This window comes from Streptomyces sp. NBC_00091 (assembly GCF_026343185.1).
In the GTDB taxonomy this organism is placed as follows: Bacteria; Actinomycetota; Actinomycetes; order Streptomycetales; family Streptomycetaceae; genus Streptomyces.
This window is the reverse complement of sequence record NZ_JAPEMA010000001.1, coordinates 4426330-4440596: the sequence shown is the minus strand read 5'-3', so window position 1 is coordinate 4440596 and position 14267 is coordinate 4426330. Positions and strand designations below refer to the sequence as shown.

Below are 14267 nucleotides of genomic sequence, written 5' to 3'. Positions count from 1 at the left end.
CAACAGCCCCTTACAGGCTCAGTTCGGGGTGCAGCCGGTCCATCGTCCACACCTGCTTGCCGCGGGCGGCGAGCGCGGTGAGGGCCAGGGCTCCGGCCGTGAAGGCCACCAGGACCGCGCAGCCCTGCCACACGGGGGTGAGGTCACCGCCGGTGATGAGCCGGCGCAGGCTCTCGACGATGTACGACATCGGCAGGTACGGGTGGACGTCGTTGAAGAAGTCCGGGCTGGTCTGGACGGGGTAGGTACCGCCGGCCGAGGTCAGCTGGAGCATCAGGACGGCCAGGACCAGGATCCGCCCGGCGGCGCCGAACTTGGCGTTGAGCCACTGGACGATCGCCGCGAAACAGGCGGTGACCAGGACCAGGAAGCCGATGGTGAGGGCCGGGCGGGCCATCTGCAGGCCGAGGTCCGGGGCCCAGTGGAGTACGGACATCAGCGCGCCCACCTGCGCGGCGCCGAGGCCGACCACGGGCAGCCAGCCCGCGAGCGCGATCCGCCAGGGCGAGGCGCCCGCGGCCAGGGCCCGCTTGTTCATGGGGGCGATCAGCATGTAGGCCACCATCGCGCCGACCCAGAGGGAGAGCGGGATGAAGTACGGGGCGAAGCCGGTGCCGTAGTTGGGCGCCTTGTGCAGGGCCTGGTTGGCGAGCTGGACCGGGTCGGCCATGACCTGCGTACGGGCGTCGCGCTGCTTCTGGTCGTAGTCCGGGATCTTGCCGACGCCGTCGTGCAGGCCTCCGGCGAGCTGGCCGCTGCCGTCGACCAGCTTGAACATGCCGCCGTTGAGGCTGTGGGCGCCGTCGCCGAGCTTGCCGACGCCCTCGCCGAGCTTGCCGGAGCCGCCGGCGGCGGTGCCGATGCCCTTGTGCAGCTCGACCATGCCGTCGGCGACCTTGTGGGCGCCGGCGTTGAGGGCGTTGGCCTGGGCGACGGCCGCGTCGAGGTCGCCGGCGAGGCCGGGGGCCTTGTCGGCCAGTACGCGGGCCTTGTTCTCCAGGTCGGTCAGCTGGCTGCGGAGCTTGGTGATGTCGCCGTTGGAGTTGCCGAGGACGGTGCTGACGTCGCCGCTGAGCAGGGCGGCTTCGGCGGTGGTGTCCCGGGCCTTCTTCGCGTCGGCGCAGTACGCCGGGGCCGGCTGGGTGGCGGGGGTGACGCAGTACTTCGTGTAGAGGGCGTCGGTTTCGGTGGCGGCCCGCTTGGCGAGGGCGGCGGCGCCGGGCGCCTTCTCGACGGCCTTGGCGAGGTGGTTGTTGACGACGTGGGCGGTGTCGGCGACCAGCTTGGCGGTGTCCGCCAGGTTCTTGGGGTCCTTGACGAAGGGGCGGGCCTTGTCGGCGGCGCCGCCCACCCGGTCGGCGACCTTCTGGGTGCCGTCCGCGACCTGCCGGGAGCCCGTCTCCAGCTTGCCGGCGGCCTCGTTCAGCTTCTTCAGGCCGCCGGTGAGCTCGCCGGACTTCTCCTTGGCCGTGTCGAGGCCGTCGGCGAGGTCCTTCGCGCCCTGCTGGGCCTTGCCCGCGCCGTCCTTGAGCTTGTCGGCGCCGTCGGCGGCCTCGGCGGTCTTGTCGTGCAGGTCGGAGAAGGAGACGAAGATCTTGTCGAGGAAGCCGCGGGAGGCGTTGGTGGACGCCGCCGAGCGGACCTCGGAGAAGACGGTGCGCGAGATCGAGCCGACGATGTAGTTGTTGGCGTCGTTCGTCTGGACCTGGAGGGCGCCGGTGGTGGGGTCCTCGCCGGAGCTGGAGGCGATCCGCGTGCTGAAGTCGGCGGGCATGGTGAGGGAGAGGTAGTACTTCCCGTCCTCCAGCCCCTCGGCCGCCTCGGCCGCGCTGACCTCGCGCCAGTCGAAGGTCTTGCTCTCGCGCAGCTTGCGGGTGATCTCACCGCCGGCGTCGAGGCGCTTGCCGTCCACGGTGGTGCCCTTGTCGGCGTTGACGAGGGCGACGGGCACCTTGTCGAGCCGGCTGTACGGGTCCCAGAACGACCAGAGGTACAGGGCCCCGTAGAGCAGGGGCAGCAGGAGCAGCGCGACGAGAGCGGCCCGGGGCAGCTTGCCCCGCCCGAACCGCTTCAGCTCAAGCGCGGCCAGTTTCGGCGAGCGCATCGTCCGCCCCCTTCGTGTCTTCGTCGTTCTCGGTGTCTGCGGTGTCTGCCGTGTCTGCCGTGTCTGCGGTGGGGCCGGCGGGCGCCGCGGGCTCCGCCTGTGGCTCGGCGGTGGTGTCCGGGTCCGTGTCCGTGTCCGTGTCGTTGTCCGGGGCCTTGCCGGTGGCGGTGTCCGCGTCCGCTTCGGACGCGGGTCCGCCGGGCAGGCCCCAGGTGATCTTCGGACCGTCGGCGCGCGCGGCGGCCGGCTTCGCGGGCCCGGCGGCGGCCTGCCCGGTGTGCTTGCCCGCCTGCTTGTTCCCGGCCTGCCCGACCGGCGGCTCCCCGGTCCCGGTGTCCGTGACCGTGCGGAGCACCGTCACGCCCTCCGGGGCCTCGCTGCACACCGCGAGGACGGTGGTCCCCCGGTCGGCGATCGAGCGGAGCAGCGCCCAGGCCTCGGTGCGTTCGGCGTCCGAGAGCTTGAGGTCGAGGTCGTCGAGGGCCAGCAGCCGGGGGCTGCCCAGCAGGGCGATGGCGACGGACAGCCGTACGGCCTCCAGCCGCTCCAGGTCGCGTACGGAGGTCCGCGGGCCCTTGGGCAGGGTGGCCGGGTCCAGTCCGACGGCGGCCAGGGCCTCGTCGATCCGGGTCCGCGCGGCGGCGCGGCGGTCGCCGCGCGGGCGCAGCAGGGCGCGCACGGGGGCGTCGTAGCGCCGCTGGAGCATGGCTCCCTCGCGCAGCTGCTCGGCGACGGTCAGGGCCTGGTCGAGGTCGTTGACCCCGGGGACGGGGCCGAGGGCGGAGATCCGGCGGACCGCGGCCATCTTCTTGGGCAGCCGGTGGCGGCTGATCTCGGCGTGGCCCTCGGTGGCCTTCATCCGCCCGGTGAGGGCGAGGAGCAGGCAGGTCCGGCCGCTGCCGGAGGGGCCTTCGACCGCGATGAGCGAACCGGGCGCCGCGTCGATCCCCACGCCCCGGAAGACCCAGCCGCGCGGGCCCTTGAGTCCGAAGCCCTCGGCCTTGACGGCCGCGCCGTGCGGGCTGTCCACGCCGCCCTCCTTCTTTTGAACTGACCGGTCAGTTCAAAAACTAGCAGGTTCGGGGCCAAGGGCCGGGCACAAGGGGGGTATTGGGTACGAAATCGCAGGTCAGCGCGATTGTCAGTGGGGGCCGTCAGGATGGATCCACGAACGGAAACCACCAGCAGCAAGAGCGCTGAACACCACGCAACGACAGGAGGTTCGTCATGGCCACACCGTCCCCGTCCCCTGTCCATCCCGTCCCGCGCAGGGCGGCCGCACCCCCGGCCGCCCTGGACCTGCTCGCCAAGGCCCGCGACGGCCTGGCCGAGGCGGCCCTGCTGCCCCGGCCCAATGAGCGGTACGCCACCGCCCACCTGGCCGCCCTGCGCGCCGCCGCTGCCGTACTCGCCGCGCGCGGGCGGCCCGAGCCCGTGCGCCCGAGGCGGCGGCCCCGGATCCGCAGCGCGTGGGAGGTGCTGCCGGAGATAGCGCCGGAACTGACCGAGTGGAGCGCGCTGTTCGCCTCGGGCGCGGCCCGCCGGGCCCGGGCCGAGGCGGGGATACGGGACGCGGCGACCAGCCGGGACGCGGACGACCTCGTACGGGAGGTGGGGATGTTCCTGCGCCTGGTGGAGCGGATGCTCTCGCTGCGGCCCGTCGCGCAGGTCCTGCCGCAGCCGCGCCCGGAGCGTCCGAACGCCGGATGAGCTGCCCGGTCGGCTGAGGCAATAGGGTGGGGCACGCACCGCTCCCCACCCTTACGCGCCGAGGAGTCATCAGCCGTGTCGGACACTTCCCGCCCCCGTGCCTCTCTCCGCACCGCCGTGGTGTGGGAGGTCCTCAAGGAGGCCCTCGACCGCCGAGTGAAGGCGACCGGGCGGGACGTGCTGGAGGTACTGGACACCGGCGGCGGCACCGGCAAGTTCGCCGTGCCCGTGGCCCGGCTGGGCCACCGGGTGACCGTGGTCGACCCCAGTCCGAACGCGCTGTTCGGGCTGGAGCGCCGGGTCGCCGAGGCCGGTGTCGCCGACCTGGTGCGCGGGGTGCAGGGCGACGCCCAGGGCCTGCTGGACGTCGTCGAGCGGACCGCGTACGACGTGGTGCTCTGCCACGGTGTGCTCGAGTACGTGGACGACCCGGCCGAGGGCGTGGCCAACGTGGTCGCCGCCCTGCGCCCCGGCGGCATCCTCAGCCTGCTCGGCGCCGGCGTCGGCGGGGCCGTGCTGGCGCGGGCGCTGGCCGGGCACTTCACCGAGGCCCGCACCGCGCTCACCGACCCGGCCGGGCGCTGGGGCGCCGGCGACCCGGTGCCGCGCCGCTTCACCGCCGAGCAGCTGAGCGCGCTCGTCGGCGACGCCGGCCTGGAGGTCGGCGCGGTCCACGGGGTGCGGATCTTCGCCGACCTGGTCCCCGGAGTGCTCGTGGACACCGAGCCGGGGGCTGTCGAGGCGCTGCTGCGTCTGGAGGAGGCCGCCGCCGAGCTGCCCGCCTTCCACGCGGTCGCCACGCAGCTGCACGTCCTTGGCGAGAAGCCCGCCTGATCTGCGGGCTTGCTCGGACGGGGTCCTGCGGATCCCCTCCCATCCGGCGCGCCGACACGTATGATCGGGTGCACCGGTCGGCATGGCGGACTGCTCATTGGGGAATAAGCGCCTCGATGGCCGCCTTGGCGACGGTGGTTTGTCATACGCAGTGGTTTGCAGAATGTGGCGTAGAGGGCGGGTATCACGGGGGCGATTCCCCGCCTATCCTGAAGGGGACCCCTGGTCGCTACCCCCCGCGACCGACGGATGAGGAGGACTCCCGTGCCGCTCTCGGAGCACGAGCAGCGAATGCTCGAGCAGATGGAGCGAGCGCTGTACGCCGAAGACCCCAAGTTCGCGACAGCGCTTGAGGGCAGTGGACTGCGCACGTACACCCGGCGACGGGTCTACCAGGCAGTCGTAGGCATTGTGGTGGGTATCGCGCTCCTCATGACCGGTGTGATCTGGCAGGAAGTGCTCTGGATCAGCGTGGTGGGATTCCTCGTCATGCTGGCCTGTACGGTCCTCGTGGTCACCGGTTGGCGCAAGGCACCCAAGCCTGGCGAGCAGCCCGTCTCCGGAAGCGCAGGCGGTTCGGCCCGTGGCCGCAGCCGGCAGCGTCGGTCGATGATGACCCGAATCGAGGAACGGTGGCAGCGCCGCCGTGACGAACAGGGGCAGTAACCAGCCCCGTACACATTCCGTCGGTGAGGGGACGGCCGCGCGCTCGCGGCCGTCCCCTCACCGTTTCTGCCTGCCGGATCACCCGTGCTGCGGCATCCTGGGCAAATGAGTGTGCTCCCCCTGGTCTTCACCAGCGGCTGGGCCAGTGGGATCAACGCGTACGCCGTGATCCTCCTGCTCGGCATCTTCGGCGCGACCGGACTGACCGACGAGGTACCGGCCTCGCTCCAGCGCACCGATGTCCTGGTCGTGGCGGGCGTGCTGTTCCTGTGCGAGGCCGTGGCCGACAAGATCCCGTACGTGGACTCCCTGTGGGACACCGTCCACACCGTGATCCGGCCCGTCTCCGGCGCCGTGGTCGGCGCCCTCCTGGCCGGGCAGAGCGGCTCGCTCTCCGACCTCGCCGCCGGCGCGGTCGGCGGATCCACCGCCCTGGCCAGCCATTTCGTCAAGGCCGGCACCCGGATGGCGGTCAACACCTCGCCCGAGCCGTTCAGCAACATCGCGCTGAGCACCGCCGAGGACCTGGGCGTGGGCGGCATCGTCACCTTCGCCATGTTCAATCCGCAGGCCGCCGCGATCATCGCGGCCGTGCTGCTGGTCATCGGCCTGGCCCTGCTGGTCTACCTGTGGAGCCGGATCCGCCGCTTCCGGCGACGGCGCGCCCAGCGCCGTGAGGAGAAACGGCTGGCAGCGGCGGCCCGCGCCGTCGGCGGGGCACCGCCCGGCTGAGCCGCTGACCTCGCTCGATAGGCTCAGCCGCATGGCAAGAATTGCGGTGATCGGCGCCGGCATGGGCGCGATGGCGACGGCGGCCCGGCTGGCCGTGGCGGGGCACCAGGTGACGGTGTACGAACGCGGGACCACCTACGGGGGCTCCGTCGGCCGGTTCCAGCGGGACGGCTTCGCCTTCGACACCGGGCCGGGGCTGCTGCACCTGCCCGCCGTCTACCGCGACCTGTTCGTGAAGACCGGCAAGCGGCCGCTCGAGGACTGCGTCGACATGGTCCAGCTGGACCCCGCCGTCCGGCACGTCCTGGACGGCGCCGCCGTCACCCTCCCGGGCGCCTCCCGGGGCGGGGTCGCCGCCGCCCTCGACGAGACCTTCGGCGCGGGCGCCGGGGAGCGCTGGAACGCCCTGCTGGGCCGGGCCCGCGACACCTGGGACGCCACCCGCCGCCCCCTGCTGGAGGAGCCGCTGCGCCCCGACTGGCAGGTGCTGGGCAGCGACCCGTACCCGGCCCTGCGCGGGAGCGGCCTGCTGCGCCGCCGTACGCCGACGCTGGCCGAGGTGGCCCGGCGCGAGCTGGGCGGCGGGCTCGGCGAGCTGCTGGCCGGACGGGTCCAGGCGTACGGGCTGGACCCCGACGCGGCGCCCGCCGCGGCGGCCGCGCTGCCGTACATGGAGCAGACCTTCGGCAGCTGGTACGTCATGGGCGGCATGCGCGAGCTGGCCACCGCCGTCTACGAGCGCTGCCGGGAGCGGAAGGTGGAGTTCGTCTTCGGCTCGCCCGTACGCGCGGTCCTGAGCCGCGACGGCAGGGCGGCCGGGGTGCGGCTGGCCGACGGTACCGAGGTGGCCGCCGACTCCGTCGTCTGCGGGATCGACCCGAGGCAGCTGCCGAGCGGCTCCGTGCCCCGGCCGCGGGGCGGCGTACCGGCCAAGGGGGCGGAGCTGCCCGGGCGGCTGACCCTGCTGCTGGCCCTGCGCGGCGCCCGCCCGGCGGACGCCGTCCACCGCACTCTGGTGCACTCCCCCGGCTCGGCGGGCGTCCGGCTGGTCACGGTGCTGCGCCCGGACGACCCGGCGACCCGGCCCGACGCGGACCACGAGGCGGTCACCGTCAGCGCCGTGTGCGGCCCCGCGGGCGGGGCGCCGGTCCCGGACCCGGAGAAGCTGCTGGACCTCGCCGCACGGGCCGTCCCGGGGCTTCGGGGGCGCCTGCTGTGGCAGGAGGTGCGCACCCCGGCGGACGTGGAGGCGGCCACGGGCGCGCGCGGCGGATCGGTGCCGGCGCCGGCCCTGCCGGGGGACGGCGGGCGGCTGCTGTACCCGGCCAACACGACGGCCCTCCCCGGGCTGTACCTGGCGGGCGGCTGGGCGCACCCCGGCGGCGGGCTCGCGCACGCCGGGATGACGGGGGCCCTGGTGGCCGGGCTGATCGTGGAGGGGGCGGAGTTCCGGGGCTCGCAGTGAGCCCCGTCCCGGGACAGGGCCCGGGCCCTCGCCCCGCCCCGGTCCGGCGTCAGTGGCGGTACTGGCCGTACTCCCCGTTGCCCTGGTACGGGTACCCCTGCGGCGGCTGCTGCGGGTCCTGCTCCGGGTAGGGCTGCGGGGCGGCGTCGGTGGCGCGCTGCTGCGGGACCCAGACCCCGCCGGGCGGGGTGTCCATGGAGTACTGCTGCTGCGCCGGGTCGGCGTACGGCTGGTAGCCGGTGCCGTCGTAGGGCGGGGCCGGGGAGACCTCGCCGCCGGTGCCGATGTACGGGTCCGAGTAGGCGGCGTAGACCTGCTGCTCGCCCCCGGGGTAGCCGCCGGAGTAGTCGTAGCCGCCCTGTCCCTGCTGCGGGTCGTAGTAGGCCGCGTACTGGTGGGCGTCCTGCTCGGGCGTGGCGTACGGCGAGGCGAAGGGTGCCCCGGCGGCGGGCTGCTGGGACTGCCCGGGCTGCTGGGGCTGCTGGGGGACGAAGCTCTGTATCCCGTACGAGCCGGTCTCCTCCGGCACCGGCTGCGGGGTGAACACCGCGTCGGCGGGCCCGGTGTCCCCGGCGGGGGCCTGGCCCTGGGAGGCGTACTCCAGCCCGGTCACCTCCAGCGCGGGCTCCGGGCGCGGTCCGCTCCCGGAGCGGCGGCGTCTGCTCTGCGCCTCCTGCGGTGCGGGCGCTCCGCCGCGGCGCAGCGCCCAGCCGGCCACGAAGCCCTTGCGGAAGGAGAGCGTGACCAGGGTCTGGCCGACGGCGAACGCGGTCGCGCCGGCGGCGATCACGAGCACCGACGGCAGTACCACCCCGGCCACCACTCCGACGAAGCCGGTGAAGGCGAGCAGGCGCCAGCGCAGCCGGGCCTTGTACTGCATCAGGACCTCGGCAAGCAGCCACAACGCGACGAAACCGAACGCGATGTAGAGGACCGTCATTCCCATGCAAGGCCCCTCTCGGTACGGCCGCCCGCGCGGGAATCGGGGAGACGGCCGATCAGGCCCGCTGGTGCAGGCCCAGGTTCTCGTAGATTTCGAGAGTCGCCGTGGAATTGTTCAGCGTGATGAAGTGCAGTCCGGGGACACCCTCGGACAGCAGCCGCGCGCAGAACTCCGTGGCGAACTCGATGCCAATGGAGCGTACAGCGGCCGGATCGTCCTTGACGGCGAGCATGCGCTCTTTGACGTCCTCGGGGAAGACCGCGGTGCTGAGTTGGGGCAGCCGGTCGAGCTGCTTGATGCCCACAACAGGCATGACCTCGGGGATGATCGGGGTCTCGCAGCCGGCCTTCTCGACGCTGTCGCGAAGCCGCAGATAATTCTCGGGATCGAAAAACATCTGGGTGATGGCGTAGTCCGCACCGGCGCGGCACTTGTCCACGAAGTGCCGGATGTCCGTGTCCCAGTCCTCCGAGCGGGGGTGCATCTCGGGGAAGGCCGCGACGCCGACGCAGAAGTCGCCGGACTCCTTGAGCAGGCGCACCAGGTCGGCCGCGTAGTCCACGCCCTCGGGGTGCTTGACCCAGGGGCCCATGGGGTCGCCCGGCGGGTCTCCGCGCAGGGCGAGCATGTTGCGGATCCCGGCGTCGGCGAACTGGCCGATGACGTGGCGCAGCTCGGCGATGGAGTGGTCCACCGCGGTGAGGTGCGCGACGGGCGTCAGGGTGGTGTCGGCGGCAATCTGCTGGGTGGCGCGGACGGTGCCGCCCCGGGTGGAGCCGCCGGCTCCGTACGTGACGGAGACGAAACTCGGGGAGACCGCCTCGATCCGGCGGAGCGCGTTCCAGAGGTTGCGCTCGCCCTTCTCGGTCTTGGGGGCCCAGAACTCGAAGGAATACGAGCTTCCGGACGCGAGGAGGTCGCGGACCGTGTGTGCACGATCCGACCAGGTGGAAGCGGTACCAAGGGCCATACGGGCAGGTTAGACGCGCCCCGGCGGACGCCGAAGCGCTGTCCATCCATTGGACACGTTTTTGGACACTAGGCCAGGCGGGCGCGGATCAGCTTGGAGAGTTCGGCGGCGGCCGCCTGGGGGTCCGAGGCTTCGGTGATCGCCCGTACGACGACGACGCGGGTGGCTCCGGCGTCCAGCACCTCGTCCAGATTGGCGCGGTCGATGCCGCCGATCGCGAACCAGGGGCGGTCCTGCTCCAGGGAGGCCGTGTACCGGACGAGGTCGAGGCCGGGGGCGTGGCGGCCGGGCTTGGTGGGGGTGGGCCAGCAGGGGCCGGTGCAGAAGTAGTCCACGCCGGGCTCGGCGACGGCGGCGTCCACCTCGGACTCGGCGTGGCAGGAACGGCCTATCAGCACTCCCCCGCCCAGGATCGCGCGGGCGGCGGGCACGGGGATGTCGCCCTGGCCCAGGTGCAGGACGTCGGAGCCGATGGCGTGCGCGACGTCGGCGCGGTCGTTGACCGCGAGGAGCTTGCCGTGGCGGCGGGCGGCTTCGGCGAAGACCTGGAGGTGTTCGAGTTCCTCGCCGGCCTCCATGCCCTTGTCGCGGAGCTGGACGATGTCCACGCCGCCGGCCAGGGCGGCGTCGAGGAACTCGGGGAGGTCGCCCTGCCGCTTGCGTGCGTCCGTGCACAGGTAGAGCCGGGCGTCGGACAGCTGCTGCATGGGAGTACCCCCGTGGTGGTGGCGGTGTGCGGGCCGACGGGATCGGCCCGCACACCTGTGGATCAGCCGGTCAGAGGGCGAGCGCCTGGGCGCGGCGCTTGACCTCCGTGCCGCGATTCTCGCGCAGCGCCTGCACGGGGGTGCCGGGCAGGGTCGGGTCCTCGGTGAAGAGCCACTCCAGCATCTCCTCGTCGGAGAACCGGTCGTCACGCAGCACGGTCAGCAGGCCGACGAGCCCCTTGACGACCTTGTCGCCGTCGATGAACTGCGCCGGAACCTGCAGGGCGCGGTTCTCGCCCCGGCGTACGGCGATCAGCTGTCCTTCCTTGACCATCTGGCGGACCCGGGTCACCTCGATGTCGAGCATCTCCGCGATGTCGGGGAGGTACAGCCAGGAGGGGACAAGGGCATCGATCTTTGCGTCAATCTCGGTCACGGGCACAAGCCTGCCACCTCGGGCGGGCTGCCGGTACCCGGCCCCGTCCGTCCGGGGCCGGGGCCCCGTCAGACCAGGGCCGACTTCAGCGGAACACCCGGGTCCGCGACCTTGGCCGGATCGACGCGGACGGCCGTCTCGATCAGCTTGCGGCCCTGCGCCAGGTCCCGGGGGCGGCCCACGGCCAGGACGGCGACCAGCGCGCCCCCGCGCAGCCAGCACACCGACCAGGTGGGGGCGGCCGGGTCGCCGCGCCACAGCAGGGTGTCGGCCCCGCCGTGGTGGCCCGCGTACTGGACGAACCGGCCGAACTGCTCGGACCAGAAGTACGGCACGGGGTCGTAGGCCTGCACGGCCTCCCCGGCGATGATGTTCGCCGCGACCGCCCGGGGGCCCTGGAGGGCGTTGTCCCAGTGGTGGACCAGCAGCCGCTTGCCGTAGCGGGCCGACGGGAAGGAGGAGCAGTCGCCGACCGCGTAGACCCCGGGCAGGGAGGTGCGCAGGTACGCGTCGGCGGTGACGGAGCCGTCGGGGCCGAGCTCGATCCCGGTGCCGGGGAGCCAGTCGGTGGCGGGCCGGGCGCCGATGCCGACGACGACGGCCGCGGCGGGCAGCTCGCGGCCGTCCGCCAGCCGGACCCGGCCCTCCTCGATCCCGGCGACCTTCGCGCCGGTGAGCAGCGTGGCCCCGGCCTCGGCGTACCACCGGGCCATCGGGGCGGTGACCTCGGCGGGCAGGGCCCCGGCCAGGACCCGGTCCGCGGCCTCGACCACCGCCACGGCGCAGCCGGCCTCGCGGGCCGCGGTCGCGAACTCGGCGCCGATCCAGCCGGCCCCGACGACCACCACCTCGGGGGCCGCCGCCAGTACCGGGCGCAGCCGGGCGGCGTCGTCGAGGGTGCGCAGCAGGTGGACGTGCGGGATCCCCTCGGTGCCGGGCAGGGTCAGCGGCCGGGCACCGGTGGCCAGCACGAGGACCTCGTACGGGACCGGGCCGGCCTCGGTGTCGATCTCGCGCGCCGGCGCCCGCAGCCCGGTGACCTCGACGCCCAGCCGCAGGTCGATGCCCAGGCCCTCGAAGTCCACCTCGAAGGCGGAGTCCTCGGCCTTGCCGAGCAGTACCGCCTTGGACAGCGGGGGCCGGTCATAGGGCTGGTGCGGTTCGGCGCCCAGCAGGGTCACGGGGCCGTCGTAGCCCTGCTCCCGCAGGGCCACGGCGGTCTGCACGCCGGCCATTCCGGCGCCGGCGATCACGACACCGGGCTTCGTCTGTTCGGTCTGTTGGCTCACGCGGCCCAGCCTAATGAACTGACGTACCGTCAGGAATAGAGGGCGGGGAGGCAGCCTTACCCGGCTCCGGCGCCGGGGTTAGTCTGGCCACCGTACCTATCGCGGGAGTCCGGGCGCACCGGGCTGAGAGGGAGGCTGGACGGCCTCCGACCGTACGAACCTGATCCGGGTCATGCCGGCGAAGGGAGGGGCTGGACGCCCATGCACTCATCTCGGAAGGGATCCGGAAAAGGATCCGACGTCCTCGTCATCGGGGGCGGCATCATCGGCCTGGTCACGGCCTGGCAGGCGGCCCGGCGAGGGCTGCGCACCGCGCTGGCCGACCCGGACCCCGGCGGCGGCGCCGCCCGGGTCGCGGCCGGCATGCTGGCCGCCGTCACCGAACTGCACTACGGCGAGGAGACCCTGCTCGGCCTCAACGTCGCCTCCGCCGCCCGCTACCCGCAATTCGCCGCCGAGCTCACCGAAGCCAGCGGCGGCATGGACCTCGGCTACCGGGCCTGCGGCACCCTCGCCGTCGCCCTCGACGCCGACGACCGCCTCCACCTGCGGGAACTGCACGCCCTCCAGCGCCGCTGCGGCCTGGAGTCCGAGTGGCTCACCGGCCGCGAGTGCCGCCGCCTGGAGCCGATGCTGGCACCCGGGGTGCGCGGCGGGCTGCGCGCCGACGGGGACCACCAGGTGGACCCGCGCCGGCTCGCCGCCGCGCTGCTGGCCGCCTGCGAGCGGGCCGGGGTGGCGATCCACCGGGCCCGCGCGGAGCGGCTGCTCGTCACCGCCGACCGGGCCACCGGGGCACTGCTCGACGACGGCACGGAGCTGCTCGCCGACCAGGTGGTCCTGGCCGCCGGCTCCAACAGCGGCCTGCTGGCCGGCGTACCGGCCGAGGCGCTGCCGCCCGTACGGCCGGTGAAGGGGCAGGTGCTGCGGCTCGCCGTACCCGCCGCGTACACGCCGTTCCTGTCCCGGACGGTACGGGCCGTCGTGCGCGGCAGCCACGTCTACCTGGTGCCGCGCGAGAACGGCGAGCTCGTCGTCGGAGCCACCAGCGAGGAACTCGGCTGGGACACCACGGTCACCGCCGGCGGGGTCTACGAGCTGCTGCGCGACGCCCACGAGCTGGTACCCGGCATCACCGAGCTCCCGCTGGTCGAGACCCTGGCGGGACTGCGCCCCGGCTCCCCCGACAACGCGCCGCTGCTCGGCCCGACCGACCTGCCCGGCCTGCACCTGGCCACCGGGCACTACCGCAACGGGGTGCTGCTGACCCCGCTCACCGGCGACGTGATGGCGGAACTGCTGGCCACCGGCATCGTGCCGGAGATCGCCCGCCCCTTCACCCCGCGCCGTTTCTCCCCCACGCGTCAGGAGTCGTACGCATGACCATCTCCGTCAACGGCGAGCCGCGCGAGGTCGCGGCCGGCACCACCCTCGACGCGGTGGTCGCCACCCTCACCACCGCCCCCTCCGGCGTGGCCGCCGCGCTCAACGAGACCGTCGTCCCGCGCGGCCAGTGGCCGGCGACGCGGGTGGACGAAGGCGACCGGGTCGAAATCCTCACCGCGGTCCAGGGAGGCTGACCACCATGGCTGACGACGACTTCACCCTGGGCGGCCGGACCTTCTCCTCCCGGCTGATCATGGGCACCGGCGGGGCCCCGAGCCTGGACGTCCTGGAACGCGCCCTGGTCGCCTCCGGCACCGAGCTGACCACGGTGGCCATGCGCCGCCTGGACCCCACGGTGCAGGGCTCGGTCCTGTCCGTCCTGTCCAAGCTGGACATCGCCGTGCTCCCCAACACCGCGGGCTGCTTCACGGCCGGCGAGGCCGTGCTCACGGCCCGGCTGGCACGGGAGGCACTGGGCACGGACTGGATCAAGCTGGAGGTCGTCGCGGACGAGCGCACCCTGCTCCCCGACGGCGTCGAGCTGCTGGACGCCGCCGAGGTCCTGGTCGACGAGGGCTTCACGGTCCTGCCGTACACCAACGACGACCCGGTCCTCGCCCGGAAGCTGGAGGACGTGGGCTGCGCGGCGATCATGCCGCTGGGGTCCCCGATCGGCTCGGGGATGGGCATCCGCAACCCGCACAACTTCGAGCTGATCGTCGAGCGCGCCGGGGTCCCGGTGATCCTCGACGCGGGCGCCGGCACCGCCTCCGACGCGGCCCTGGCGATGGAGCTCGGCTGTGCGGGAGTGATGCTCGCCTCGGCGGTGACGCGTGCGCAGCAGCCGGTCCTGATGGCCGCGGCGATGCGCGACGCCGTCTCGGCGGGCCGCCTGGCCCACCGCGCGGGCCGCATCCCCCAACGCCGCTTCGCCGAAGCCTCCTCCCCGACGCAGGGCCGCGCGGCTCTGGACCCGGAGCGGCCGGCGTTCTGAAGGGGCGGGGCGGGGGTCGGGAGGCGGGGTG

At 73.6% G+C, this 14267-nt stretch carries 15 protein-coding genes and 1 riboswitch; of the genes, 8 read left to right on the top strand and 7 right to left on the bottom strand.

Features of this window, described 5'->3' with window-relative positions; translation table 11 throughout:
* Window positions 1-10 precede the first annotated feature (10 nt).
* Both OOK34_RS20520 and OOK34_RS20515 read right to left on the bottom strand, forming a co-directional pair.
* Complete coding sequence (locus tag OOK34_RS20520; RefSeq protein WP_267035315.1) at window positions 11-2104, bottom strand: YhgE/Pip family protein; 2094 nt, start codon at window positions 2102-2104, stop codon at window positions 11-13.
* Window positions 2076-3134, bottom strand: coding sequence for an ATP-binding cassette domain-containing protein (locus OOK34_RS20515; RefSeq protein ID WP_267035314.1), 1059 nt, complete (start codon window positions 3132-3134; stop codon window positions 2076-2078). Before OOK34_RS20515 ends, OOK34_RS20520 begins: the two co-directional genes overlap by 29 nt.
* 197 nt (window positions 3135-3331) lie before the next feature.
* On the opposite strand from OOK34_RS20515, the gene OOK34_RS20510 reads away from it, so the two are divergent.
* The 5 genes from OOK34_RS20510 to OOK34_RS20490 all read left to right on the top strand — a co-directional run bounded on the left by OOK34_RS20510 (window position 3332) and on the right by OOK34_RS20490 (window position 7511).
* A complete protein-coding gene (locus OOK34_RS20510) occupies window positions 3332-3814 on the top strand; it encodes an SAV_6107 family HEPN domain-containing protein (RefSeq protein WP_267035313.1) in 483 nt (160 codons plus the stop codon).
* Window positions 3815-3889: 75 nt separating this feature from the next.
* Window positions 3890-4648, top strand: a complete 759-nt coding sequence (locus tag OOK34_RS20505) for a methyltransferase (protein ID WP_267035312.1) — start codon at window positions 3890-3892, stop codon at window positions 4646-4648.
* A 264-nt stretch (window positions 4649-4912) separates the two neighbouring features.
* Window positions 4913-5314: a DUF3040 domain-containing protein gene (locus OOK34_RS20500; protein WP_125816834.1), complete on the top strand. Its 402-nt coding sequence runs from the start codon at window positions 4913-4915 to the stop codon at window positions 5312-5314.
* 105 nt (window positions 5315-5419) lie between these two features.
* Window positions 5420-6046, top strand: a complete 627-nt coding sequence (locus tag OOK34_RS20495; protein WP_267035311.1) for a DUF4126 domain-containing protein — start codon at window positions 5420-5422, stop codon at window positions 6044-6046.
* A gap of 31 nt (window positions 6047-6077) precedes the next feature.
* Window positions 6078-7511: an NAD(P)/FAD-dependent oxidoreductase gene (locus OOK34_RS20490; protein ID WP_267035310.1), complete on the top strand. Its 1434-nt coding sequence runs from the start codon at window positions 6078-6080 to the stop codon at window positions 7509-7511.
* A gap of 49 nt (window positions 7512-7560) precedes the next feature.
* Here the strand turns inward: OOK34_RS20490 and OOK34_RS20485 are convergent, their stop codons facing one another.
* From OOK34_RS20485 to OOK34_RS20465, 5 genes are all read right to left on the bottom strand, one after another.
* Window positions 7561-8457 carry a hypothetical protein gene (locus OOK34_RS20485; protein ID WP_267035309.1) on the bottom strand — a complete coding sequence of 299 codons (897 nt, stop codon included), beginning with the start codon at window positions 8455-8457 and terminating at the stop codon, window positions 7561-7563.
* A 52-nt stretch (window positions 8458-8509) separates the two neighbouring features.
* Entirely contained in the window at window positions 8510-9424 is a 915-nt protein-coding gene (gene metF, locus OOK34_RS20480; protein ID WP_267035308.1) for a methylenetetrahydrofolate reductase [NAD(P)H], read from the bottom strand.
* Between the two features lie 68 nt (window positions 9425-9492).
* On the bottom strand, window positions 9493-10131 hold the full coding sequence (gene thiE, locus OOK34_RS20475; protein ID WP_267035307.1) for a thiamine phosphate synthase: 639 nt from the start codon (window positions 10129-10131) through the stop codon (window positions 9493-9495).
* A 70-nt stretch (window positions 10132-10201) separates the two neighbouring features.
* Window positions 10202-10567: an Rv2175c family DNA-binding protein gene (locus tag OOK34_RS20470; protein WP_267035306.1), complete on the bottom strand. Its 366-nt coding sequence runs from the start codon at window positions 10565-10567 to the stop codon at window positions 10202-10204.
* A 68-nt stretch (window positions 10568-10635) separates the two neighbouring features.
* A complete protein-coding gene (locus tag OOK34_RS20465) occupies window positions 10636-11802 on the bottom strand; it encodes an NAD(P)/FAD-dependent oxidoreductase (protein WP_267036837.1) in 1167 nt (388 codons plus the stop codon).
* A gap of 145 nt (window positions 11803-11947) precedes the next feature.
* A riboswitch (TPP riboswitch) is annotated at window positions 11948-12060 on the top strand.
* Between OOK34_RS20465 and thiO the strand changes: the two genes are divergently transcribed.
* The 3 genes from thiO (at window position 12058) to OOK34_RS20450 (ending at window position 14236) form a co-directional block, all read left to right on the top strand.
* A complete protein-coding gene (gene thiO / locus OOK34_RS20460; RefSeq protein WP_267035305.1) occupies window positions 12058-13239 on the top strand; it encodes a glycine oxidase ThiO in 1182 nt (393 codons plus the stop codon). (Overlaps the previous riboswitch by 3 nt.)
* Window positions 13236-13436 (top strand): sulfur carrier protein ThiS, encoded by a 201-nt coding sequence (thiS, locus tag OOK34_RS20455; RefSeq protein WP_267035304.1) that lies wholly within the window; start codon window positions 13236-13238, stop codon window positions 13434-13436. The genes thiO and thiS overlap by 4 nt, the downstream gene beginning before the upstream one ends.
* A gap of 5 nt (window positions 13437-13441) precedes the next feature.
* The gene (locus tag OOK34_RS20450; protein WP_267035303.1) at window positions 13442-14236 is read left to right on the top strand and encodes a thiazole synthase; all 795 of its coding nucleotides are present in this window, start codon (window positions 13442-13444) and stop codon (window positions 14234-14236) included.
* Window positions 14237-14267: the final 31 nt, after the last annotated feature.